The organism is Bacillus sp. FSL K6-6038, assembly GCF_038050455.1.
Taxonomy (GTDB): domain Bacteria; phylum Bacillota; class Bacilli; order Bacillales; family Bacillaceae_G; genus Bacillus_A; species Bacillus_A pseudomycoides.
In genome coordinates, this window is sequence record NZ_JBBOUH010000001.1 from 4650508 (window position 1) to 4675394 (window position 24887).

Below are 24887 nucleotides of genomic sequence, written 5' to 3' on the forward strand. Positions count from 1 at the left end.
CAAAATGTTCACAAGTTTTACAACGCAGGAGGATCCTAATGAAAATTGAAATAAAAGATACTTTAATCTCTGAAGAAGCATTACAAACAAAGGTAAAAGAACTAGCACTGCAAATTGAACGCGATTTTGAAGGAGAAGAAATCGTTGTGATCGCAGTACTAAAAGGTTCTTTCGTCTTTGCTGCTGATTTAATTCGTCACATTAAAAATGAAGTAACAATCGACTTTATCTCTGCATCTAGTTACGGCAACCAAACGGAAACAACAGGAAAAGTTAAATTGTTAAAAGATATCGATGTCAACATTACAGGCAAAAATGTAATTGTTGTAGAAGACATTATCGATTCTGGCTTAACACTTCACTTCTTAAAAGACCACTTCTTTATGCATAAACCAAAAGCATTAAAGTTCTGTACATTACTTGATAAACCAGAGCGTCGTAAAGTTGATTTGACAGCCGAGTATGTAGGCTTCCAAATTCCAGATGAATTTATCGTCGGCTATGGCATTGACTGTGCAGAAAAATATCGTAACTTACCATTTATCGCTTCAGTAGTAACAGAGAAATAAAATCGTATATAACTTCCATCGCTTTCTGATGGAAGTTTATTTATATAAAGTTCTACTAGTAAAAAGCAAAGGGAGCGATTAGAATAGCAAAAAAAGCTTTCGAAAAAGTTCTTCTCATCGTAAACCCAAAAGCAGGACACGGCGATTTACATACTAATCTATCCAAAATCGTTCCACCGCTAGCTGCAGCTTTTTCTGATTTACGTATTCTCCATACAAAAAACAAGACGATGCAACAAAGTATTGCAGGGAGTTTGCAAACGAAGTGGATACAGATGGAGAAAGTTCCCTTTATACACCGTGTCATATCGAATTATTGCCAGGTCATCTTACGATGATTTATAATCCAGCACTAGTATAATAGATTCTTTGTTATACTTTGGTAAATAGTAAAGTTCGCATTTTTATAAAATAAACATTATAATTAAAAGTATAAAAGGTTGTTAACAAAAAACGTTAACAACCTTTTTATTTTTTAGAAAAATTTTTCACTTTAGAGGAGTGATTGTATGTACTGGAAAAGAAATAATAAACCTGTCGAAGATCCAGAAGAAATCGCTGTATGGGAATGCCAAGCAGAAGACTGTTTAGGATGGATGCGTAAAAACTTTTCTTTAGAAGAAGAACCAAAATGTCCCTTATGTAAAGGAGATATGGGGAGCGGAACACGACTACTACAAAAATTGTAAAGATTAGGTTCCATTTCCCCTACATTCCCCAATTAAGAAATCAAATAAAGAGAAGATCCTCTTTCTCCTTATCTACAGTGCAAGTTTACTTCCTAATTATAAATTTGAAATAAATGATTGAAAAAGGCAGCTATTACTTAAAATAGCTGCCTTTTTCTACAACTAAGAACATGTGCTGGAGGAAGATTCAACCAAACCTTTTTTAGTGAAATTTCCTGAAAAAAGGTTTGGATAAATGCTTTCCTTGCAAGCGAATATTGAAACGTAATAAACTCGCCATCCTCACTTAATGACTCCATTACACTGGATAAAATACGAGATGATACTTCCGTTGGTAAGGATGTAAAAGGTAACCCTGATAATACATAATCAACCTTCTCTATTTGTAACTCCTTTATATATTTCTTTATGTTCTCAGCTGATCCATGTATAACCAAAACGTTTGGATCGTCCTTAAACTGCTTCTGTAACTTTTTGAAAAAAACTTCATTAATTTCAATCAAGATAAATATTGTATGTTCTTTTTTTCTCTTTATAATCTCTCTCGTGAATGATCCTGTTCCAGGTCCCAATTCTAGAATATACTTTGCTTCTTCGAAATTAATCGCGCCTACCATCTTTTTGGCTAATATGTTAGAACTAGGTGCAATTGCTCCAGTATTCTTTGGATGTTTCACAAATTCGGTTAAGAATGTAATAAGTTGCATCTCTAACCTCTCCCGTTCATTCAATATCGTCTAATATAGCTCCCAGTATAACTATCATTTTTTAAAAAATAGCATGGGAATTTCTTAAGATTTTATGAAGATGTAAAAAAGCAGCTATCGCTTCTAGCGATAGCTGCTCCTTTCATTACTTCGAGCTCACGATCTTGTAATAAGAACGAACTGTTAAGAAGTAATATCCAATATAAATGACGCTATACACACCAATACTCATTAATAATGGAATCAAAATTTCATATGGCATTAACGTTGATAATCCTTTTAATGCAAATAAGCTGTGGCAAATCCCTACTACTAATGGAATTGCAAAGATAAAGCTTACTTGTTTCGCAATTGCCTTTTTCATTTCTTGTTTTGTAACCCCGACTTTACGTAGTACAACGTAACGATCGCGGTCTGCACTTGCTTCTGTTAGCTGTTTGAAGTAAATGATAGAGCCTGTTGCTAGTAAGAAGACAAGTCCTAAGAATAGACCGATAAACATCATTAATCCTGTTGCTTCCAGCATACCATGGAAACCCGTGTAGAAATCATTGAAAGGTCGCGCAACTTCTGATTCTCCAGCTGGCATCACTTTCTTTAATTTCTCTGTTAGCACTTTACTATTCCTCTCATCTTTTACATCGATATTTTTAACGATACGTGTGTCAGCTACTGCCTTCGCACTCTTATATACTTCATCTGGTACAACAACGAATAGTTCTCCTAAGTTCGTTATATTACGTCCTTCAGCACCTTTAATCGTTAATGTTTTCGCTTCATTACCAATCGGGAATACCGCTTTATTCCCTTTATATACAGTGCTGAACTCATGCCCTTCAATATACATACCATCAAATACGAATGCCTCGTTAGCCGCCAAACTTACAGCCTCTATATCCATATTCTTTGCTATGTTATTAAATGCTGATTGCGATACAAGCTGATATTTCTCGGTAACTAAATAATTTGTATTAATACCCATATCTGCTTTTTCGCCTTCAAACTTTCCTTTAACAGGAACCATTTCTATTTCGAATTGGTTCGTTACAGGATGCTTCTGTTTCTCTTCACCCAAAATCGCATTTACTTTATTATCAAGTGCCGCATCCTTTTTCTCGTAAGAATAACTGTGCGGCGCATAATCTTTCGTTTGTTTAAACGTGTTGTAATACATCGTAACAGACGTACCAACTGCCGTTAATGTTACCGCACTTAATATTGCAATAGTTGCTAGAGATTTTGCATTTCCTTTAATGCGGTACAGTAACTGTGACGTCGTTACCATGTTCATACCGTTATAGAAAGATGATTTCTTATGTCTTGCTCGTTTTAATACAAATACTGTAAAGAACATGAATAGTAAGTACGTACCAAGTACTGTTGCAAGTAAAATATAAAGCGCAACTGTCATAAAGTCTATATATTTAATTGCTTTAATATACATCAGTGATAAGAAATAGCCAGAACCGATTAAGAACACTGAAATCAATGCCATAATCATTGATCCTTTTGGCATCGTTTCTCCTTCACGTTCTGCACGGAAAAGTTCAATTAATTTAAAGCGATAGATTAAACGATATCCTTGAAGTGATGTATAAAGGATAATCACAAAAAAGATAATTGCCGTATCAATAATTGCAGACATTGGTACTTCAAAATGAACATTTAAATTCAGTCCCATCATACTTACTAACAATTCAAGGAACAACTTCGACAGTACACTACCAATCGCAATCCCGATTACTAATGACATTAAGCCCATCAACATATTTTCATAAAATAACATTTTACCGATTTGTCTTTTTCGAATACCAAGCAGTGAATATAATCCAACTTCTTTTTTACGTTTCCGTGTAAAGAACCCGTTAGAGTATATAATAAATACCGCTACGAAAATAATCAGCATCACACTGGAAACTTGGAATGCTCCGCTAATTTTCTTAGATCCTTCCGCTGCTTTTTCCATTTGTGAATTATATTGCAGCGCTTTAAATGTAAAATAAATGACGATGCTAAAGATCATAGATGCAAAATATAAAAAATAATCCTTAAAGTTCCGCTGTATATTGCGGAGGGCAATGCTAGATAACGTCATCCATGGCACCTCCGGAAATTGCGGACATTACGTCTACTACTTGTTGGAAGAATTGTTTACGAGTTAATTCCCCGCGGTGCAATTCTTTATATAACTCACCGTCTTTAATGAAGATAACACGTTTACAATAACTTGCCGCAAACGCATCATGCGTTACCATTAAAATTGTTGAATTATCATATTCATTTAATGACTTCATACTTTCTAATAAGTCTGTTGCTGATTTGGAATCAAGTGCTCCTGTTGGCTCATCCCCAAAAATCATACTTGGATTTGTAACGATTGCACGTGATGCTGCGCAGCGCTGCTTCTGTCCACCAGATACTTGGTATGGAAATTGACTTAAAATATGATCGATGCCGAACTTCTTCGCAATCTCAAGAACGCGGCGATCAATTTCATTCGCTTTCACTTTTGATAACGCAAGTGGCAATGCAATGTTCTCTTTCACCGTTAGCGTATCTAATAAGTTATAATCTTGGAAAATGAATCCTAAATGATCACGGCGGAACAATGCTAATTTATCATCATTCATTTTCACAATGTCTTTCCCATCAATTAAAATCTCACCGCTCGTTGCATTATCAATTGTAGAAAGAACATTTAAAAGAGTCGTTTTACCAGATCCAGAAGGTCCCATAATTCCAACGAATTCACCTTCTTGCACTTGTAAGTTAATACCTTTTAACGCTTCAAATTTATTTCCACCTGTATCATATACTTTTTTAATATTTTTCGCTTCTAACACTGTTTTCATCTCTATATCCCTCACTTCTTCTATTCTCTATTTTCACTATATCTAACTCCTACTCTTGCCACTATCGATGTTTCTTACACAAACATGACAGTTATGTAAGGCTACTTAGCAGAAGACATGGACATTTAACTTCATGAAATAACTACTTTGCTACTATAGCATTGGGATAAATAGCCATCCATTCATTCTCCTTACAGAAACATTACATTTCTGTAAGGTACCCTATATAATTGTGCACGAAATGTCGGATGAGGTTATTTCATTCCTGCTATTCTATTAACAAAGGAGGTCATATGATGGATTCGCTTAAAAATATGAATGCAGCAATACAGTATATTGAAGACAATCTTACGAATGACATTGACTTTAAAGAAGTGGCTAGGCTAGCTTTCTGCTCGGAATACCATTTTAAAAGAATGTTTTCCTTCCTTTCAGGCACGTCGCTTTCAGAATATATTCGTTGTAGACGCCTTACTCTTGCAGCATTTGAGCTAAATGCTAGCAATGTAAAAGTCATTGATATCGCTATAAAATATGGATACAACTCGCCAGATTCCTTTTCACGTGCATTTCAAAATCTGCATGGGATAACACCGTCAGAGGCTAAAAATAGCAGCCATACCCTTAAGGCTTACTCACGAATGACCTTCCAGTTATCCATTAAAGGAGGAAATGAAATGAACTATCGAATCGAAAAAAAAGAGACGTTTCGCATCGTTGGTATAAAGAAACGAGTACCGGTTATTTTTAGTGGTGTAAATCAAGAAATTGCTTCTATGTGGAAAAGCTTAGACAGTCAATCGATTCACACATTAAAGACCCTTTCGAATGTGGATCCTACAGGACTCATCAGTGCTTCTACCAATTTTTCTGAAGGGAGAATGGAGGAAAAAGGAGAACTTGATCACTATATTGGCGTCGCAACAACGAAAACTTGTCCAGAGCAGTTCAAGCAACTTGAAGTTCCTGCCTCAACATGGGCTATATTTGAAGCAATTGGGCTATATTTGAAGCAATTGGGCCATTTCCTAATGCATTGCAAAATATATGGGGACGTATTTATTCCGAGTGGTTTCCATCTTCGAATTATGAACAAATGGAAGGACCGGAAATCCTATGGAATGAAAATAAAGATGTGACTTCATCTACTTTTAAAAGTGAAATATGGATACCAGTTGTGAAAAGGTAATATATTCCTAGTTGATTATTAAAGTAAAGAAGCTGTCCCAAAAGGTCATTTTTAACACCCTTTTGGAGACAGCTTTTTTAGACTAATGCTTCACTTTATCCTTCTTTTAGACTCATTGCTATACAACACTGCAGTCATAATCGAAATCATTACAACAACTACAAAAGTAAACATTCTATAGTTTGATATCACAGCAGTACCTATAAGAAAGGCAGGAATGACTGCCAGAATCATGCCTCCAAGCATACCAAGAACAGCTCCCATACTCTGTTTCACTACTTGGGTTTCTGATACCCAATCATAATAAGCAAATCGGTTATTAATAAAAACACCCCATACTGCTGAAAAAAAAGAATATGTGATTGGGGTAATTACGATTAAAATTGAAGTCCAAATACCTGGCTTTAAACCTATAATCATAAGGATAGCGCTAATAATTGATGTAGGTATGCTGAGTGAAAGATTCATGAGAATCTTACTGTCATAGATCATTTTCGGTGTAAGAGGCAATGACTTGATAATCCATACGTTTTTCCCCTCGAGCGACAATGACACACACGTTGTACACGTCATTGCAATCATTGCTGAAATAACAAATGGAGCAACCTTTTGTAAAAGCGTTTCGATTCCAGGATATCCAATAAATTGACTTGGCCCTACTATAACGACTGCAAGTGAGAATATGACTGCCATGACAACTCCCATACCGATATTAATTACATATACTGTAGAAGAAAAGAAACGCTTCCGTTCTTTTTTATATAATGCAATCAACACTTTTTCTTTCTTCATATGATCAATCTTGTAATCGGAACGCGTATGGTACGTAGAAACTCCTGTATTGATTTGCTTATATTTGAAAGAGAGTATTTTTACAAAAAGATAATACCAAATAACTGATATGCTGACAAAAAGAATAAAAGCTCCTATATTCGCATCGACAATTGCTTTTTGAAAAATGTTAGCTAGCGGATACACTTTAGTCAATTGCTCTGAAACGATTGCTCCAATCCCTTCTAAGTCAGTAAAACTATATTTCGCATTTCCCTGCTTGAACATAAAGTAGCCAAATATAATAATTGCCATAAAACTTAAAACAGTAGTGACTCGATTCGCATGTCTAAACTTAGATGCTATCGCCGTAATGCATGCACCAAAAACAGCCGCAATTGTTGTTGGAATTAAAGATACTGTAAACAGAGTTATGATCCACATTACATAGAAAGATATTGATGGATTCTCATATATACAATAAATAATCCCCATCGGCAGCATGATGATCATTGAAAAGACAGTATTTAATACGTACAAATACAAAAATCTACTAGCGATAATCGTATCTACACGAATCGGTAAAGACATGACAAAATCATAATCCTTAAAGGCAAAAATTTCACCATTCGCCTTAAACATAGTGAAAAACAAAACTAATATACTGCTAATAACGAATGCATAAACTGGAATGACTTCCCCTATCCCCAGTTTGATTAATCCATATGCCGCGCCTCCACAATATAGCATCAAAAGGGCAGCAACCAAGGCGATTGATACTGAAATTAAAATTTTACTCTGCTTCTTTTTCTTATCTTTTTCATACTTGAAAGTATTTAGACCAAGCTGCGTTATCAGACGGATTTTTAAAAGCGCTAGCGTATTATTCTTCATCAGCAAGCACCTTCATAAAGAGCTCTTCTAATGAATTCCCCTTGATTAAAGACTTTACTTCCCCCGAGATTGCTAGTTTCCCTTTATGAATCATCGCTATCTTATTGCATAACTTCTCTGCTACATCTAATACATGAGTAGAAAAGAAAATCGCACTGCCTGATTCACAAAGTTCCTTCATCATCCCCTTAAGTACAAGAGCCGCCTTTGGATCGAGACCAACAAAAGGCTCATCTAAAACTAATAATTTGGGATGATGCACAACTGCTGATATAATCGCTACTTTTTGTTTCATACCGTGTGAGTAGGAGGATATTAAATCCCCCAAATATGGTGTAATCTCAAAAGCATCTCCATATGTTTGTATCCGTTCTTCTCTGTCCTTTACAGACACCCCAAAAACATCCGCCACAAAGTTCAAATATTGAATCCCTGTTAGTTGTTCATATAAATCTGGATTATCAGGAATGTATGCCATGACCTTCTTACACGTAATCGGGTCCTTTTTTACTGAATGTCCATCAACAAAAATTTCGCCCTCCTCAAAGTCTATAACACCTACTAGCGACTTAATCGTCGTACTTTTCCCAGCGCCGTTATGTCCGATAAATCCAAAAATATCTCCCGCTTGAACAGTTAAACTCAAATCATCTACTGCTTTTTTGCCACCTTTGTAGGTTTTGCTAAAATTTATGATTTCTAACATGCCCTCTCCCCCAAACGATTTAAACTCGCGTATACCAAGACTGAATATTCAGACCTAAATAACTAAAATGATACGCAATAAGACTTCATCCTTACCACATATCATTACTTGCAAACGTCCTTACAGAATCGTATCTACTATTTATAATTGTTCCTTTTTATATAAAATATAAGAATATCCATTCGTCAACACCACAGCAATTAATATCATTGTAAGCATCATATAAGATCTCCATTCAGCTGGCACAACAATACTTACCATCATCATAAGTCCTAAAGCTACAAATACTTTTCCGCTAAAGCGATGTGTTTTGCGCCATACTTCTTCATTGCTTAGCGTCCATGGGTTACGCATACCCACAAAGAAATTCGGTTTACACTGCGGTAAATAATTACCAATAATTAAAAATAAAATTCCAACAAGTAATTCGGGGACCCGATTAATAAATAATTTATAACCTAAGCCATTTGTAATGATATCTATGTTTCCGATAAATAAGACAACTAGCAGGCTATTATTTATCATCATCAAAGCTTTAGAAAACTTTTCATAGTTTTCTTTCTTTGGATCAATTTTTTGTAAAACATTTAGAAATACATAACAACCAATCATGATACCAACCATAGACATCATTCCAGTTAATTTCGATGAAAATCCATCAGCAGTCCCGCCGCTCCAATGGATTGCGATTGTATCTGGCAAGTATGGCCAAGAAATTGCCCATATTAAGCAAGTTGTAAGAATTAATATAATTGCAAAAAGATGCTTTTTCATTTCCCCTCTCCCCCTTTATTCGTAAACGTAAACACCCAAGTTAATAAATCTTGAAAAACGGTTGTGTTTAAGGAATACACAACAAATTGCCCTCTTTTTTCATCTTGAATGAGTTCCGCGTTTTTAAGTGCATTTAAATGATGCGAAATACTCGGCTTTGTCATATTGAAGTGCTCGGCGATTTCTCCAGCTGTTAAATCGCCTTCTTTTAATAAATCTAATATTTTTCGTCTTGTTGGATCTGCTAATGCTTTAAATGCTTGGTTCAATGCCTTTCTTCCTTTCAATAATTAGACATTTAGATATTTATCTAAATGTTAAAATAAAAACTATAAATTGTCAATTATATCCACATTTCTTTTTGCTTTTTCCACTTTTGCCCTATACTGTTTACTAGCGCTCGTTTCAACATAATGAAAAGACAAGAAACACATGGTACACTATAGCTACAATTGTTTTTTAGGAGGAATAACTATGTATAAAATTTTAATCGTTGAAGACGATCCAAATATCTCATCTTTACTTCAGTCTCACATTCAAAAATACGGTTATGAAGCTGTTGTTGCTGATAACTTTGATGATATTATGGATTCTTTTAATAGAGTGAAACCACATCTTGTATTGCTTGATGTAAACTTACCAAAATTCGATGGTTTCTACTGGTGCCGTCAAATTCGTCACGAATCTACTTGTCCGATTATTTTTATTTCTGCACGCGCTGGTGAGATGGAACAAATTATGGCAATTGAAAGCGGTGCAGATGATTATATTACAAAACCATTCCACTACGATGTTGTTATGGCGAAAATTAAAGGACAATTACGTCGCATTTATGGTGACTATGCACCAAATATTTCGGAGCGTATTGTTGAAGTGGAAGGTTTAAAATTATTCCCTGAACGACCAGAAATCCATTTTGGAAGTGAGCAAGTTCTTCTTACAAAGAAAGAAGCTATCTTAGCTGAAATGTTATTATCGAAACACCCTCGTACAGCAAACCGCGAAGATCTATTAGCTGCGCTTTGGGATGATGAAAGCTTCGTTGAAGAAAACACGTTAAACGTAAACATTACACGTCTTCGTAAGAAATTTAATGAGCTTGGTATTGAAAACGCAATTGAAACAGTACGCGGATTAGGATATCGTTTTAACGCAACTTGGAGTGAATAAGCATGAAGTTATTTTTGCGTGATCATTTTGTATTTTTTCTATTATATGCATTAAATTTCGGTATCATTTTTATTCTCTATGATGCAGTTGATGGATTTCAAAACAATAAATTTTATTTCATCGTATTAAGTTTATATTTATTTATTTGCTTCCTTGCTTATCGTTATGTTCGCAACCGCAGAATGTATCACAGATTAAGTGAGCCACCGGAAAAAATGGAAGATGCGTTTATTGAAAGAGCGACCGCACCTATGCCACACGGCGTAAATGAGCTTGTTCGGACTCAATATCGTCTATTCCAAAAAGAACTGCAATCATATGAAGTCAAACAACAAGAACACCAATTGTTTATTAATCACTGGGTACATCAAATGAAAACGCCAGTTTCTATTATGCAGCTGATGGTACTAGAAATGGAAGATGAACATCTCATTCCCAAGTTTAAGAAAGAACTAGAAAGATTAAATCAAGGACTTGATATGGCGTTATATATGGCGAGACTCAATAACTTCCACGAAGACTTCCATGTAGAAACGATTTCACTAAAGGATGCCGTAACAAAAAATATTAACGGCTTAAAAGAACTCTTTATTCGTAACGGTGTATTCCCTGTTCTAGAAGTTCATTCTGATCTTATGGTTGCTTCTGATGCAAAGTGGCTGAAATTCATTATTTATCAGTTAATGACGAATGCGGTTCGCTATTCTGGCGAGCGAGGCAAGAAAGTCTTCTTATCTGGCTATCGAAATGGGAAAGATATTATTTTAGAAATTCGTGATGAAGGGGTTGGTATCCCGCAGGAAGATATCCGAAGAGTATTTGAACCATTTTATACAGGGAAAAATGGACGTACTTTCGGAGAATCAACTGGTATGGGGCTTTATATTGTCAGTAAAATTTGCTCTTATTTAGGTCATTCCGTGAAGTTAGACTCTGAAGTAGGTAAAGGGACTAGCATTAAGATCATCTTCCATAATGCTTTAAATCATCAAGCAGACGGCTCGGGGAAGGTGATTGAAGAATGAACATACACAATTTCAGCGAAATGTATGAGAACTCACTCTCATACATTTTTTGCAACATGACTACATCTATATCTTCGATTTGGAGGTATACAGCATGACTTTTTGGCAGTTTGCATTTAAAAACGTAACGCGAAATTCCCGTGCTTATTTTGCCTATTTTTTAAGCAGTGCGTTTTCCATTGCGATTTTCTTCTCATTTGCGGTGTATTTATTTCATCCTCGGCTACAAAATTTTAGTACAGTTGATGGAATTACAGGGTTAATGATATTTTCAGAAGTGGTCATTGTGTGCTTTTCCTTTTTCTTTCTGCTTTATTCCATCGGTACTTTCTTAAAAGTTCGTAAAAAACAATTTGGAGTTTTAACCGTTTTAGGAATATCGAGAAGGCAATTAAAACGTCTTGTTTTTATGGAAAATATGTTGATTGGGATATTGTCCATCTTTGTTGGCATTCAACTTGGACTCGTATTCTCACAATTTTTCTTGTTAGTAACAGGAAAAATCACACACGTCCCAGGATTGTATTTATATTGGCCTTCAGGGGCCATCCTTTTAACTGCAACAATCTTCCTTGGACTCTTTATCGTTGTTTCTGCTTTTACTCCTATGCTCATCCGAACAAGAAAAGCAGTACGCCTTTTAAAAGAAGGAAAAGTAAAGCAAAAAGAGCAAAAACCTTCTATCCTTATTTCTTTATTTGGTGCTCTATGTTTGCTGTCGGGATATATACTAGCCGGAAATCCAATGTTCTTTCTATCTTTAGATCCAAAGATAGGATCGATTTACATGTTTTCTAGCATTTTCGTCATTCCGTCACTTGTGGCAATTGGAACATACTTTTTCTTTTCACAAATTTGCTTCCTGCTCATTCGGATTTTGAAAACAAGACGAAAATTTTACATGAAGCGAATTAATATGCTGTGGATTTCAGATTTGGCAAGCCGTATTCGAACAAATATTAATATGCTTTTTATTGTAGCTATGCTATCTACTCTCGCATTTACAATGATTACATTCATATATGGGTTTGGGAAATTCATAAAGTTGGATGTTGCCAAAAATAATCCATTCCCGTTCACCTATATTTCATACGATGCCAATCCACTTGCTTCACAGCATATGGACTGGTTAGAAAAACGACTTAGCGAAGAACAATTTACCTATAAAAAGTTCAAAACAGACTTATATGCAGTTTCATTACAAAAGGACAAAACCACTCCTTATGAAAGAGAAGCATATGTATTAAAAGAAAGTGACTATAATAAACTTGCGACTGCTTTACACCTCAAGCACCTTTTTGTAAAAGAGAATGAAACATATATCCTACCTGGATATGGATATCAAAACATATTGAGTCCACTGCAAGAAGATTTCAAACAAAAAAACGTTACACTTTCGCAAAATTCACTTACATTACATGTAAAAGATTATGAGAATTTTAGCGTAACACCAGCTGGTCTGACACCACAATTACTAATTTTATCTGATGATACAGTACATGCTTTATCGAATAACATGAGACATATGACACTGTATAACTTTCAAGTACAAGACTGGGAAAAGACATATATAATCGCTGAAGAATATATTAATAAATTGGAAAAAGATCGAAAAAGTATCGCATCTAAAGAACCTTTATATATCATGTGGGAAGCGAGTGATACGCTATACCAAATTAAACTAGGCGCCGCTTCATTCTTCTTTATTGGTACTTTCCTTGGCGTCATTTTCTTCATTGGTGCCGGGAGTGTCCTTTACTTCCGTATGTATACGGACTTAACAAGTGAACAAGAAAAATATATTACGATTACAAAAATCGGGTTAACAGAATCTGAAATGAAGCGTTCCGCTACCATTCAGCTAGCGATCTTATTCTTCGTTCCGTACATCATGGCTTCCATTCATACAATGTTTGCTACAAAAATGCTACAAGAAGTCATAAATCTATCATTATTTGCTGAAATTACAGTTGTTCTTACGATATTTGGAACGGTTGAAATTATCTTTTTCTTGTTAATTCGTTCCTTATATATGCAAAAACTATCTCGGCATATTAGTCTTTAAAAAATAGAAAGGTGATTCTTTATGGAAGAAGTCTTACACATTAAAAATGTCTCTAAAGTGTATGAGGGCAAAGTCCCTTATACCGCTTTAAAAAATATTAACTTACATGTAGATAAAGGAGAATTTGTCGCAATTATGGGGCCTTCAGGAAGCGGTAAATCTACTTTCTTAAATGTAATTTCAACAATCGATTCTCCTACTGCAGGCGAAGTTTTTATTAATGGGAAACAGCCGCACACATTCCGCAGGGAAAAACTAGCTGTTTTCCGCCGCCAAGAACTAGGGTTTGTTTTTCAAAACTTTAACTTATTAGATACGTTAACAATTGGTGAAAATATCGTATTACCATTAACGTTAGACAATGTTCCGCTAAAAGAAATGGATAAGAGATTAGATATTGTTTCAAAGAAACTTGGGATTGACCACATTTTAGACAAGCGGATTTTTGAAGTTTCTGGTGGACAAGCTCAGCGCACTGCAGTAGCTCGCGCTGTTATTCATAATCCATCACTCTTGCTTGCTGATGAGCCTACAGGAAATTTAGATTCAAAAGCAGCAATCGACGTAATGGAACTTTTTACAAAGTTAAATAAAGAAGAACAAGCAACGATTTTAATGGTGACACATGATCCATTCGCTGCTAGTTACTGCAACCGTGTAATTTTTATTAAAGACGGTGAACTTTACAACGAATTACACCGAGGGCTTTATAGAGAGAAGTTCTATCAAGAAATATTAGATGTATTAGCGTTACTAGGCGGACGACGCGGATGACATTTTGGCAGTTTGCATTTAAAAATGTCTCTCGTAATTCAAAAGCATACTTTGCCTATTTTGTAAGCAGTGTATTTTCAATTATGGTTTTCTTTTCATTTACTGTGTATTCGTATCACCCACGTTTACAAGACTTACAAGAGCGAGGACCACTGATGAATTTAATTGGGATGGCCCAATTTGTCATCATCATGTTTTCGTTCTTTTTTCTCCTTTATTCTATAGGAGCATTTTTAAAAGTACGTAAAAAGCAATTCGGTATTTTGACCATTCTTGGCATTTCAAAGAAACAATTAAAGCGGCTTGTATTTATGGAAAATATGATGATTGGAATATTAGCAATTTTTTCCGGCATTCAAGTTGGCCTTGTGTTTTCTAACTTTTTTCTACTAGTTACTTCTAAATTAACGGGTGTAAAAGGGCTTTATTTATATTGGCCAACAAAAGCGATTATCATAACGACCATAACATTTATCATTTTATTTTTGATTGTTTCTACTTTCACACCTATATTAATTCGCACGCGCAAAACAATGCGTTTAATAAAAGATGACGGTCCACAAAAAAAAGAGAGACGCCCTTCTATTCTTATTTCTCTTTTTGGAGTGGCTTGTTTAATAGGGTGCTATTATATCGCTGGTGTTCCAGAAAGTTATGTATCAGAGAAAACGGTTCGAAGCGGATTTGCCATTGTTCCACCATTATCTATCATTCCACTTGTAACAATTGGAACCTATTTACTGTTTTCACAAACACTTTTTCTTTTCATTTGGTTGTTAAAAAAGAGACGCCGTTTTTATATGAAAAAAATTAATATGCTTTGGATCTCGGATTTAGCAACACGTACACGTGGTAATATTAATATGCTTTTTATCGTTACTATGCTATCTGCGCTTACATTCACGATTATCACATCACTTTTTGCAATGAATAATTACACAAAAGCAGTAATTCTAGCAGATTATCCGTTTCCTTTCACGTATATATCTGATGATAAAAATTCTTTTGAAAAAAAGCATACGGATACAATCGAAAGAGAGTTAACAAATCACGAATTTCAGTATAAAAAACACAAATTCACCGTGTTAAAGGATCAGGTTTTGGATATTGATATTGTCATTATGAAAGAAAGTGATTATAACCAGCTTTCTACACTATTAAACAGATCCACGATTCAGCTGAATGAATCCGAAACCTATATTGTTTCCGAGTATTCAAAAGCTACAGGAAGTTTAATCATGCATCCTTTTGGAAAGCGAGAAAATATTACGATCGAATCTAATAAAAAAACATTTCGTATAAAGGGCTTTTCTGAACAAGCAATTGAGCCAAGGTTTGCTCTTCCCTATATTATTGTTATGCAAGATTATGTAGTGGAAACTATGATTCCTCATATCGAAACGATGACAATTTATAATTATATAGTAAAAAACTGGGAACAGGCCCTTTTACCAACAACAAATATTTTAAAAGTAACGAACGAGGATAGAGACAATATTATTAAACCAGAAGAACAAAAAAATGGCATCGAAAAGGTCGCTCCATTCCAAATAGTTACAGCTAGTGATGAGTTGCAATATAGTAAACAAAATAATGTTTCTGGTTTCTTTATCGGTGCATTTCTCGGCGTCATCTTCTTTATGGGTGCAGCTAGCGTTTTATACTTTCGAATGTATAACGACCTAACAAGAGAAGAACAGAAGTATATTACCATTACGAAAATTGGATTAACAGAAAACGAAATGGCTCGTTCGGCAACAATTCAACTGGCAATCCTATTCTTCGTACCTTATATTGTTGCTGTTATCCATACGATATTCGCTATTAAATTTTTACAATTTATATACTCATTTTCATTATTAAAAGAATTATTATTCGTATTAGTCCTATTTGGGATGATCGAGATTATTTTCTTCTTTTTAATCCGTTCCCTTTACATGAATAAATTATCACAACGCCTTAAATTGTGAATAAAATAGCCTTGTGCATGCGCACAAGGCTATTCTCAATAGTTTTTGTTAGCAGTATCCGTAACCACCACCAAAGCCACCATAGCCGCCGCCATATCCACAACCGCCACCGTAGCCACCACCGAAGCAGCTAGCACCGATGATAATCAATAAAATAAACAATACGATTAGAAGCGCAAAACCGCCTCCACAGCCGTGTCTTATGTGTCTATGGTGATGTTCATGTCTGTCATCGCATCTGTCATCGCACTTATCACTCATTACTCTATTCCTCCTTTAGTATCATTCGTAACAACAAGGGGATCCTATCATGTTCTAAATGAGCGGATTCAATTTATATTATGTTTACATGGGAAATCGGGAGCTTGTTTTTCCCAAAAACAGGCTTGTTTTACGAAAAGATACAACGAGACCTTGGATTTACTGATAAACCATCAATAAAGAATGCAATGCCTGCGAATCACAAAAGAACCTACGATAATTGAATCATCGTAGGCTCTTTATCCCGCTATTTGTGGGCAGTAACACTCCCACCTCATTCAGTGAAAGCAAAGAAGTTAAGCAGGTGATGAACTGCCCGTAAAAGCCCGATTGGTGAGGGCTAATAATCAGTGAGGGATGAAGCTCCCCACTGATTAAAGTTTCACTTTATATACGCTGTACAAACAACTTTCCTTCTTGCAATATACGCTTTTGTAGTTGTTGATTAGAGAGTGTATTTAAATGTACCACATCAAATTTCACTCTTCCCTCCAGCTCTTCTGTCAACTCAAAACATAACCATTGAAATTGTTTGTGCGAAGCATTCTTCGTTTCAATCGCAATGTGATGACTACATTGATCTGTTACTTCTTTCCTTACGTGAGGCCCAAAAATATATGCAACTTTTACAAATGACACCTTTAACAAATATGCTTGTATAACCCGCAATATATCTTCCTGCTGCCTCATACATTCACCTCTCACATACAATCCGTTTTCTCGTAATCTCTTCTAATCTTTCCCGGTTTACGCCATATCCAAACCCAAGCTCTTTTGGAACAATTACTTTCCCGCCTTGCAATGTTACTTCTGGTGAAATAATATCTCGCTCCCAGTGTCTACTTGAAGCTGAAATATCACCCGGAATCGTAAAGTTTGGGAGTGATGCTAACGCAATATTTTGCGCACGTGAAATCCCCATTTCAACCATACCGCCGCACCAAACAGGAATACCATGTTCCTTGCAATAATCATGAATTTGGATTGATTCTGTTAAACCGCCAACTCGTCCCGGTTTAATATTTATAATGCGGCAGCTTCCAAGTGTAATCGCTACTCTTGCATCTTCTAAGCTATGAATACTCTCGTCCAAACAAATAGGTGTCTCTATTTGTTTTTGGAGCTTAGCGTGATCGAGAAAATCGTTATCCGCTAAAGGCTGTTCAATCATCATTAACTGAAATTCATCCAATCGTTTTAATCGCTCAATATCCCCTAACGTATACGCTGAATTTGCATCGACCATTAATGGAACCTTTGGAAAGACTCTTCGTATTTCCTTTATTAGCTCATAATCAAATTCCGGTTTGATTTTCACCTTAAAACGTTGATATCCTTCTTCTGCATACATTTCAATTCGTTTTAACATATTAGAAATCGTATCTAACCCAATCACAACACCGACTTCAATTTCTGACTGTGTTCCTCCAAGTAAAATCGCTAATGACCTGTTTTCGTGTTTCGCATACAAATCCCATACAGCGCCTTCTATTCCCGCTTTTGCCATACGGTTACGCTTTATATGCTGAAAGAGACTCGGAATTTCATTTGGATGTGTAATTTCAGCTTTCAATACATCTGGTATTAAAAAATCTTGAAGCATATGAAGTGCCGTTGTTACAGTTTCTTCTGTATACCATGGTTCTGAGAACGCAACAACTTCCCCAAACCCGATATATCCGTCCGTATCCTCAAGTTCAATGACAATACTTTCCCGCGTTTCATACGTTCCGTAACTTGCTGCAAAAGGAATCACAAGAGGCATTTCTGTTACATAAAGCGTCGCCTTTTTAATTCTCATTTACATCTCCTCCAGCAGGTGCCTTAGTTCCCGTCTTAACAATTTTTTCGAAGCATTACGTGGTAATTCAAGTAAGAAATGCACTTCTCTCGGTACTTTATATCGCGCTAATTTTTCTTCACAAAATTTAATCAGTTCTTCTTCTGTTATATCGGCAGCCTTAACAATAAACGCAGCAGGCACTTGTCCCCACTGTTCGTCTGCTTTCCCAACAACTCCAGCTTCCACCACTTTAGGATTTGCAAGTAGTACTTCTTCAATTTGCGCTGGATAAATATTTTCTCCGCCTGAAATAATGAGATCACTACGACGATCTAATACATATAAAAATCCTTCTTCATCTAAATACCCAAGATCTCCAGTATGAAGCCAACCGTCTATTATTGTTTCACGCGTTGCGTCTTCACGTTTAAAATAGCCATGTGTCACATTCGGTCCTTTTACAACAATCTCTCCTTCAACATTCGGTGGCACTACTTCTCCATCCTTCTCAATTCGAAGCTGGCATGAGAAAAGCGGTTTTCCTGCTGAACCAACTTTCGTTAACATGTAATCAGCTGAAAGTGTGCAAATTTGCGAGGATGTTTCTGTCATACCATATGTTTGGTACACAGGGATTCCTTTTGTTACACATGTTTCTAAAAGTGGCTTTGGTGCTGGTCCTCCGCCTAATAACATGCAACGTAAAGAGCTCGGATATGTTTCCTTCCCAAGTCTTTCTAATAAGTCCATTAACATCTTAGAAACGACAGATATGATTGTTATTCCCCGAGTTTTTATTGCCTCATGAATGAAATCAGGATCATATTTCGGAACGAGTAAAATCCGCATACCGTACATAATATTTTTCATTAACAGAGATAATCCGCCTACATGAAACATTGGCATGCACGCTAACCAACAATCATCATCGCGAAGCCCTAAGTTAAGTGATGATCCAACAGCACTCGCCCAGTGATTACCGTATGTTAAGATAACCCCTTTCGGTTTTCCTGTTGTTCCTGACGTATAAATAATTGTCATCGATTCTTCTAAGGAAAACTCCTCTTGAACGACTGCAGTTTTCTTCGGTCCGTTCACTACCTCTTCAAATGCATATACTAGTACCTGTTCTGTTTCAAATTCTTGGTCCGTTACTAAGCAAACAACTTCAGCATCATCCATTTGCCAAAGTAGCTCTTCTCTTGAAAGACGTGTATTTAGAAGTACAGCTACTGCCCCAATATAAGATAAGGCGTGAATTACTGTAATCATCTGGGTACCATTTTTCATCAGAACAGCCACTTTTTGACCTTTTTCTATCTGTAAGTATGAAAGGTGTTCACAAATAGATCCTACTTTTTCATGCAGTTCTAAAAATGTAATCTTCTCCTCTTTTGTCTCAATCGCAGTGCGCTCTGGTGTTAAAAAAGAACGTTGCATTAACCAATTGGGCATTGTCTCCATTACATATTCTCCTTCCATTAAAGAAAGAGACTTGATGTACAATCAAGTCTCTTGTTTTTGTTTCCGCTTTTAATCTTATCCAGCTACAGCAGCTAGAATAGTCGGTGGCTTCGCTGCTTCCTGCGAGGCAAACTACGCCTCTTCGTCAGAAGCTCCATCCCTCTCCTATTCTGAACGAGCTGCTTCCGCCTTTAATTTCATCCAGCTACAGCAGCTAGAATAGTCGGTGGCTTCGCTGCTTCCTACGAGGCAAACTGTGCCTCTTCGTCAGAAGCTCCATCCCCCTCACATTCTGAACGAGCCGCTTCCGCTTTTAATCACGGAAAACGAGGGAATTGTCCGAAGTCTGGACGGCGTTTTTCTTTGAACGCGTCGCGGCCTTCTTTTGCTTCGTCAGTTGTGTAGTACAATAACGTTGCGTCTCCCGCTAGTTGCTGGATACCAGCTAAACCGTCTGTATCTGCATTGAATGCAGCTTTTAAGAAACGAAGTGCCATTGGGCTGTTTGCTAAGATTTCTTCTGCCCATTGGACTGTTTCTGCTTCTAGCTCTTCTAATGGTACAACTGTGTTTACTAAGCCCATATCAAGTGCTTCTTGTGCACTGTATTGACGGCATAGGTACCAAATTTCACGAGCTTTCTTATGACCTACCATGCGAGCTAAATAACCAGCTCCGTATCCGCCATCAAAGCTACCTACTTTAGGACCAGTTTGTCCGAATACAGCGTTGTCTGCTGCGATTGTTAAATCACATACGATATGAAGTACGTGTCCACCGCCAATTGCATAACCTGCTACCATTGCGATAACTGGTTTAGGGATTGCGCGAATTAAACGTTGTAAGTCTAATACGTTTAAGCGTGGGATTTGGTCTTCACCTACATATCCACCATGACCGCGAACTTTTTGGTCGCCGCCAGAACAGAATGCACGTCCACCTTCACCTGTTAAAATGATAACGCCAACATTTGCATCATCACGTGCTTGTGCAAATGCATCGATTAACTCCATTACCGTTTTAGGACGGAATGCATTATGTACTTCAGGACGGTTAATCGAAATCTTTGCGATACCATTGTATGTAGAATAAATAATATCTTCATAATTGCCTTCTTTTACCCATTCAATAGCCATTATTCTTACCTCCTTTTTATTGTGCTAATGGTTGTCCACTAGCCTCTATAAGTTCTACTTTCCTCAAAAGAAAAAAGTGTCACTGTATGGTTTTGAGAAATCCCTCTACTATTGTACCAAACTTTTGCGGTTGTTCCACATGAATTGCATGGCCAGCCCCATCAATTTTGACAAATTTCGCGTGAGGGATGCGTTTTTGTATATTTTGTAAGATGTGAAAGAACTTCTGATCGCTCTCTCCATTCATTAACAAGACAGGCATTTTGAGCTCTTCAAGCTGACTCCACCAAGAAGGCTGGGCTCCTGTTCCCATGCCCCGAAGGCTATTTGCGAGTCCTTTCGGGTTATTAGCAAGTCGCTCTTTCCTTACTTGTTCTTGCACACCTTGTGATAACTTTTTTTGCGTTGCAAACAACGGGATATTTTCCCATCTATTTACGAAAGCTTCTATTCTTTCTAATTCAATTCGATCTGCAAGCTGTTCATCGCGCGCGCGGCGCTCTTTCCGGTCCGATTCCATCTCAAGTCCAGCTGTGCAGTTCTCTAATAAAAGAGATTTCACGCGGTTTGGATATAAGCATGCCATCGTAATCGCCAGTCTTCCGCCCATTGAATAGCCGAGTATATGTGCTTTTTCAATATTCAAATGATCGAGTAGTGTCGTCATTTGAAGTGCTACATTTTGAATATCATAATGCATAAGTTCCTCGGGACTTTCCGTTTTTCCATGTCCCACAAGATCAACTGTGATGACTTGGAACTGTTTACTCCATGCAGGAATAAACGAATGCCACGTTTCCATGCTCCCCGTAAAACCATGAAGAAGTAGAAGTGGCTCTCCACTACCGACCACTTCATATTCATACGTTATACCTTGCAGCGCTACTTTCATTCCGATTCACCTTGCAAAATTTCCGTAGCAACCTTCGATGTACTTGCCCATAAATCACGGTGCAATTGTAAATTCTCTTCTCGGTTTGTACAAATTTCCACAACGTGTAACCCTTTTTCCGTTGTTCCTTTTTTTACTTCATGACGAAATGCTTCCCAGTCATTTACACGCGAGAATGAACCACCGTACATTTTGACAACATGTTCATAATCAAGCCCAAGCGGCGTTCCGAATAATGATTCAAAATGTTCTTTTGACTTGTATTGTGGTAGGAATGAGAAGATGCCACCACCATCGTTATTAACAACGACAATTGTTACGTTTAAATCATGTAATTTTGCTGCTAAGAGTCCATTTAGGTCATGATAAAATGATAAATCACCAATGACTAATACGAGTGGTTCACAAACAGTGCTCGTTCCTAAGGCTGTTGAAATAATCCCATCAATCCCATTCACACCACGATTTGCCATGACATGAATTTTTTTATCTATGTTAAAGAAAAATGTATCTGTGTCACGAATTGGCATGCTATTGCTGACAAATAACGTCGCTTCCTCTTGTAACACATGCACAATGTCTGTAATCACTTTTCCTTCAAACGCTGTTTCATATGTTTCGATTTCACGAAGCTTTTTCTTCGTTGCATCGTTTATATGTTTCCACATCTCGCACCAATCATTCTGTTCTCGCTTTTGCATATTATCTGTCATTGCTTTACAAAACGAGACGTCGCTTGCACATACCACTTCCGTTGCTACAAGAGCTGGATCTCTCCATTTTCCTGATTCATCTACAACAATATGGACAGCAGCCGTTTGTTTCTTTATATATTGCGTTAATGCCTTAGATACTGGCATACCACCGAAACGAATAACGACATCTGGCTTCCATGTATCCTTCAACCATTCATTTCGTAAAAATGTATCATAGCAATCGATTACCAATGATTTATCGTGATTACCGCTCCGAAGACCTGAAAGCGGATCTGCCAAAATTGGATATCCAGTTTTCTCAGCAAGCTGCGTGATAACTTCAGCAATCTCTGGATGACTATCGTCTCCACAAATAATAAGCCCCTTTTCCATACTCAAAAGGCGCTCTGTAAGAGAACTTACATATTCACTCGTCATCGCCATATTCCCTTGATGAACTGCCCCTGTATATTCACCTCGTCCTTTTTCCCATAATTCCTCTAAAGAAAAGTCAGGGATCAACGGCTCCCGAAGTGGAAAATTAATATGGACAGGTCCCCTTGGCGCAAGAGATGCACTTGCAACAGCACGCCCGGCTGTCATACGGGCATAATGATACATCGGCTCTCTAGCTTCTGGCAGTGCCATCTCCATAAACTGTTTCACAAAGGAGCCATATAAGTTCAGCTGATTCATTGCCTGCGGGGCACCAACATCTCTTAGTTCATGTGGTCTATCTGCTGTTAAGACAAGCATTGGCACACGCGAATGAAAGGCTTCACAAATTGCTGGATAATAGTTCGCTGCCGCTGTTCCTGATGTACATAAAATCGCTACAGGACGCTTCTTCGCTTTCGCAATACCGAGCGCGAAAAAAGCAGCTGATCGTTCATCTACATGCAAATATGTTTTTATCTGTTCATGTTGCTCCATTAGCAAGGCTAGCGGCGTTGACCGCGAACCTGGACTAATGACAACATCATATACATTTAGACGCGCCAGTTCGTCCACAAATGCGCCTAAATAATATGATAATGCTTCTATATGATTATTCATTTCATTAATTCCTCCAAAGCACCAAGCATCGGTCTAAACTTCAAACTTGTTTCTTCATATTCAAGCTGTGGTACTGAATCAATCACAATACCGCAGCCGGCAAATAAGGATGCCTTGTCACCATTTAATAGCCCGCAGCGCAGGGCTACCGCAAATTCGCCGTTCCCTTTGTCATCTATCCAGCCGATTGGTGCTCCGTACAATCCACGGTCTAATAACTCTACATCACGGATGAGCTTCATCGCAGCGTGGTGTGGCGTACCACCAAGTGCTGGCGTTGGATGCAGTTCTTCCACCATTGAAAGAAGTGATGCTTCACCTTTCGCTTCAACCGGTGTATATAAATGTAGTAAATTTTTTGTTGTTAATAAACCTGGACGCTGCGGAATAGTAACGGATTCACAATGCTCTGTTAATACGCTACGAATCATATTGACTACATAACCATGCTCTGCTAAATTCTTTTCATCATGAAGAAGCGCATCACCATTTTGCTTACTTTCTTCTATAGAATTACCATGACCAATCGAACCAGCAAGGCACATCGATGTAAATTTTCCGCCTTCTTTTCGAATTAATCTCTCAGGCGTTGCTCCTAAAAAGCATGCTCCTTTATAATCGAAGGAAAACACGTAACAATCCGGTTGCCCAATACGGAGCGCCTCTAAAACACGATCAGAATCAATATTCTGATCCATCGTTAGTTTTAATTCTCTTGCCAATACAACCTTTTGTACAATTCCTTTTTTCATTTCATCCTGCACTTTTACAATTGCATTCATCCAGCTCTTTGGATCAACTTCTACTTTAGAAGTTACTGTTAATTTCGCTTCTGTAAGCGGACAGTTGCATTCTTCTAAAATTCTTTTTTCCAAAGAAACAATTTCTTCATACACTCCCTGTGCAGAGTCTTCAGCTGAAATAAATGTATTCATTGTTAACCATGCTTTTTCATTTTTTACCGTTAAAAGAAAAGCCGGTAACGATAATGTTGTATCTTTAAACTCTTCCCAAAGATCCGTTTGTTCTTTTTCTGGATCAAATGAAAAGCTACCAAATAAAAGTGGACCCGTTCCAAATTCATACTCTTCTCTGTGAACAATTGCTTTCTCTTGCACTTTACTCCACTTTTCGTGGGCATTTTGAAAGCGTTTGTCAGAAGAATTTGCTATAGTGAAAACAGAGCCAATTCCAGCAAATATGACATGCTGAGATGGGTCTGCAAAATAACATCTATTTTCGGATGCAATCCTTTTTCCTGCTGCATAAAAAAGAAGCGGATCCATCCAATCTATTTGTTTTACAAAACTGACCAATGTTTTTTCATTCGTCGCATGTTTAATAGCTGCCAAAATCACTTCTTGTAAATCTTTTTGTTTCGTCTGAATCACAAAGTCTCCCCCCTATGGGCGAAAAATAGTCATAAATACGCTTGATTTTAAGAT

General features: G+C 37.0%; 22 protein-coding genes and 2 pseudogenes. 9 read left to right on the forward strand and 15 right to left on the reverse strand.

The features are described from left to right. The first annotated feature begins 38 nt into the window (after positions 1 to 38). The 3 genes and pseudogenes from hpt (at position 39) to NSQ40_RS24500 (ending at position 1258) form a co-directional block, all read left to right on the forward strand. On the forward strand, positions 39 to 569 hold the full coding sequence (gene hpt, locus NSQ40_RS24490) for a hypoxanthine phosphoribosyltransferase (protein ID WP_003201413.1): 531 nt from the start codon (positions 39 to 41) through the stop codon (positions 567 to 569). Between the two features lie 83 nt (positions 570 to 652). Further along, a pseudogene (locus NSQ40_RS24495) lies at positions 653 to 894 on the forward strand (diacylglycerol kinase family protein); the annotation flags it as partial. A gap of 184 nt (positions 895 to 1078) precedes the next feature. After that, on the forward strand, positions 1079 to 1258 hold the full coding sequence (locus tag NSQ40_RS24500) for a cold-inducible protein YdjO-related protein (protein ID WP_003208850.1): 180 nt from the start codon (positions 1079 to 1081) through the stop codon (positions 1256 to 1258). A gap of 137 nt (positions 1259 to 1395) precedes the next feature. Here NSQ40_RS24500 and NSQ40_RS24505 read toward each other — a convergent pair whose 3' ends face one another. The 3 genes from NSQ40_RS24505 to NSQ40_RS24515 form a co-directional block, all read right to left on the reverse strand. Further along, positions 1396 to 1965 carry a class I SAM-dependent methyltransferase gene (locus tag NSQ40_RS24505; RefSeq protein WP_003208849.1) on the reverse strand — a complete coding sequence of 190 codons (570 nt, stop codon included), beginning with the start codon at positions 1963 to 1965 and terminating at the stop codon, positions 1396 to 1398. 145 nt (positions 1966 to 2110) lie between these two features. Next, positions 2111 to 4060: an ABC transporter permease gene (locus NSQ40_RS24510; RefSeq protein ID WP_098158874.1), complete on the reverse strand. Its 1950-nt coding sequence runs from the start codon at positions 4058 to 4060 to the stop codon at positions 2111 to 2113. After that, positions 4047 to 4817, reverse strand: coding sequence for an ABC transporter ATP-binding protein (locus tag NSQ40_RS24515; RefSeq protein WP_003201420.1), 771 nt, complete (start codon positions 4815 to 4817; stop codon positions 4047 to 4049). The genes NSQ40_RS24510 and NSQ40_RS24515 overlap by 14 nt, the downstream gene beginning before the upstream one ends. Positions 4818 to 5113: 296 nt before the next feature. Between NSQ40_RS24515 and NSQ40_RS24520 the strand changes: the two are divergent. Then, positions 5114 to 6006, forward strand: a pseudogene (locus NSQ40_RS24520) (AraC family transcriptional regulator). A 90-nt stretch (positions 6007 to 6096) separates the two neighbouring features. On the opposite strand, the gene NSQ40_RS24525 reads toward NSQ40_RS24520, so the two are convergent. The 4 genes from NSQ40_RS24525 to NSQ40_RS24540 form a co-directional block, all read right to left on the reverse strand. Then, the gene (locus NSQ40_RS24525) at positions 6097 to 7671 is read right to left on the reverse strand and encodes a putative ABC transporter permease subunit (RefSeq protein ID WP_033796497.1); all 1575 of its coding nucleotides are present in this window, start codon (positions 7669 to 7671) and stop codon (positions 6097 to 6099) included. After that, positions 7661 to 8377, reverse strand: a complete 717-nt coding sequence (locus NSQ40_RS24530) for an ABC transporter ATP-binding protein (RefSeq protein WP_003204770.1) — start codon at positions 8375 to 8377, stop codon at positions 7661 to 7663. Before NSQ40_RS24530 ends, NSQ40_RS24525 begins: the two co-directional genes overlap by 11 nt. 141 nt (positions 8378 to 8518) lie before the next feature. Then, complete coding sequence (locus NSQ40_RS24535) at positions 8519 to 9151, reverse strand: SdpI family protein (protein WP_033796496.1); 633 nt, start codon at positions 9149 to 9151, stop codon at positions 8519 to 8521. Then, positions 9148 to 9420, reverse strand: coding sequence for an autorepressor SdpR family transcription factor (locus NSQ40_RS24540; RefSeq protein ID WP_018764634.1), 273 nt, complete (start codon positions 9418 to 9420; stop codon positions 9148 to 9150). The genes NSQ40_RS24535 and NSQ40_RS24540 overlap by 4 nt, the downstream gene beginning before the upstream one ends. Before the next feature lie 205 nt (positions 9421 to 9625). Between NSQ40_RS24540 and NSQ40_RS24545 the strand changes: the two genes are divergently transcribed. The 5 genes from NSQ40_RS24545 (at position 9626) to NSQ40_RS24565 (ending at position 16155) form a co-directional block, all read left to right on the forward strand. Further along, entirely contained in the window at positions 9626 to 10321 is a 696-nt protein-coding gene (locus NSQ40_RS24545) for a response regulator transcription factor (protein ID WP_003201435.1), read from the forward strand. Positions 10322 to 10323: 2 nt separating this feature from the next. Then, positions 10324 to 11346 (forward strand): sensor histidine kinase, encoded by a 1023-nt coding sequence (locus NSQ40_RS24550; protein WP_003201433.1) that lies wholly within the window; start codon positions 10324 to 10326, stop codon positions 11344 to 11346. Positions 11347 to 11440: 94 nt separating this feature from the next. Then, complete coding sequence (locus tag NSQ40_RS24555) at positions 11441 to 13411, forward strand: FtsX-like permease family protein (protein ID WP_003208842.1); 1971 nt, start codon at positions 11441 to 11443, stop codon at positions 13409 to 13411. A 21-nt stretch (positions 13412 to 13432) separates the two neighbouring features. Further along, positions 13433 to 14185, forward strand: a complete 753-nt coding sequence (locus NSQ40_RS24560) for an ABC transporter ATP-binding protein (protein ID WP_003208840.1) — start codon at positions 13433 to 13435, stop codon at positions 14183 to 14185. Beyond that, a complete protein-coding gene (locus NSQ40_RS24565; RefSeq protein ID WP_033796495.1) occupies positions 14182 to 16155 on the forward strand; it encodes an FtsX-like permease family protein in 1974 nt (657 codons plus the stop codon). The genes NSQ40_RS24560 and NSQ40_RS24565 overlap by 4 nt, the downstream gene beginning before the upstream one ends. A 48-nt stretch (positions 16156 to 16203) precedes the next feature. On the opposite strand, the gene NSQ40_RS24570 is transcribed toward NSQ40_RS24565, so the two are convergent. The 8 genes from NSQ40_RS24570 to NSQ40_RS24605 all read right to left on the reverse strand — a co-directional run bounded on the left by NSQ40_RS24570 (position 16204) and on the right by NSQ40_RS24605 (position 24833). Beyond that, a complete protein-coding gene (locus tag NSQ40_RS24570; RefSeq protein ID WP_018764638.1) occupies positions 16204 to 16416 on the reverse strand; it encodes a YjcZ family sporulation protein in 213 nt (70 codons plus the stop codon). A gap of 387 nt (positions 16417 to 16803) precedes the next feature. Beyond that, positions 16804 to 17106, reverse strand: a complete 303-nt coding sequence (locus NSQ40_RS24575) for a hypothetical protein (protein ID WP_018764639.1) — start codon at positions 17104 to 17106, stop codon at positions 16804 to 16806. Between the two features lie 4 nt (positions 17107 to 17110). After that, positions 17111 to 18217, reverse strand: a complete 1107-nt coding sequence (gene menC, locus NSQ40_RS24580; protein WP_003201447.1) for an o-succinylbenzoate synthase — start codon at positions 18215 to 18217, stop codon at positions 17111 to 17113. Beyond that, positions 18218 to 19663, reverse strand: coding sequence for an o-succinylbenzoate--CoA ligase (locus NSQ40_RS24585; protein WP_033796494.1), 1446 nt, complete (start codon positions 19661 to 19663; stop codon positions 18218 to 18220). Positions 19664 to 19980: 317 nt separating this feature from the next. Then, positions 19981 to 20799 (reverse strand): 1,4-dihydroxy-2-naphthoyl-CoA synthase, encoded by an 819-nt coding sequence (menB, locus tag NSQ40_RS24590; protein ID WP_003201443.1) that lies wholly within the window; start codon positions 20797 to 20799, stop codon positions 19981 to 19983. 79 nt (positions 20800 to 20878) lie between these two features. Then, entirely contained in the window at positions 20879 to 21691 is an 813-nt protein-coding gene (menH, locus tag NSQ40_RS24595) for a 2-succinyl-6-hydroxy-2,4-cyclohexadiene-1-carboxylate synthase (protein WP_033796493.1), read from the reverse strand. Further along, a complete protein-coding gene (gene menD / locus NSQ40_RS24600; protein WP_033796492.1) occupies positions 21688 to 23442 on the reverse strand; it encodes a 2-succinyl-5-enolpyruvyl-6-hydroxy-3-cyclohexene-1-carboxylic-acid synthase in 1755 nt (584 codons plus the stop codon). The genes menH and menD overlap by 4 nt, the downstream gene beginning before the upstream one ends. Further along, positions 23439 to 24833: an isochorismate synthase gene (locus NSQ40_RS24605; RefSeq protein ID WP_003208827.1), complete on the reverse strand. Its 1395-nt coding sequence runs from the start codon at positions 24831 to 24833 to the stop codon at positions 23439 to 23441. Before NSQ40_RS24605 ends, menD begins: the two co-directional genes overlap by 4 nt. Positions 24834 to 24887: the final 54 nt, after the last annotated feature.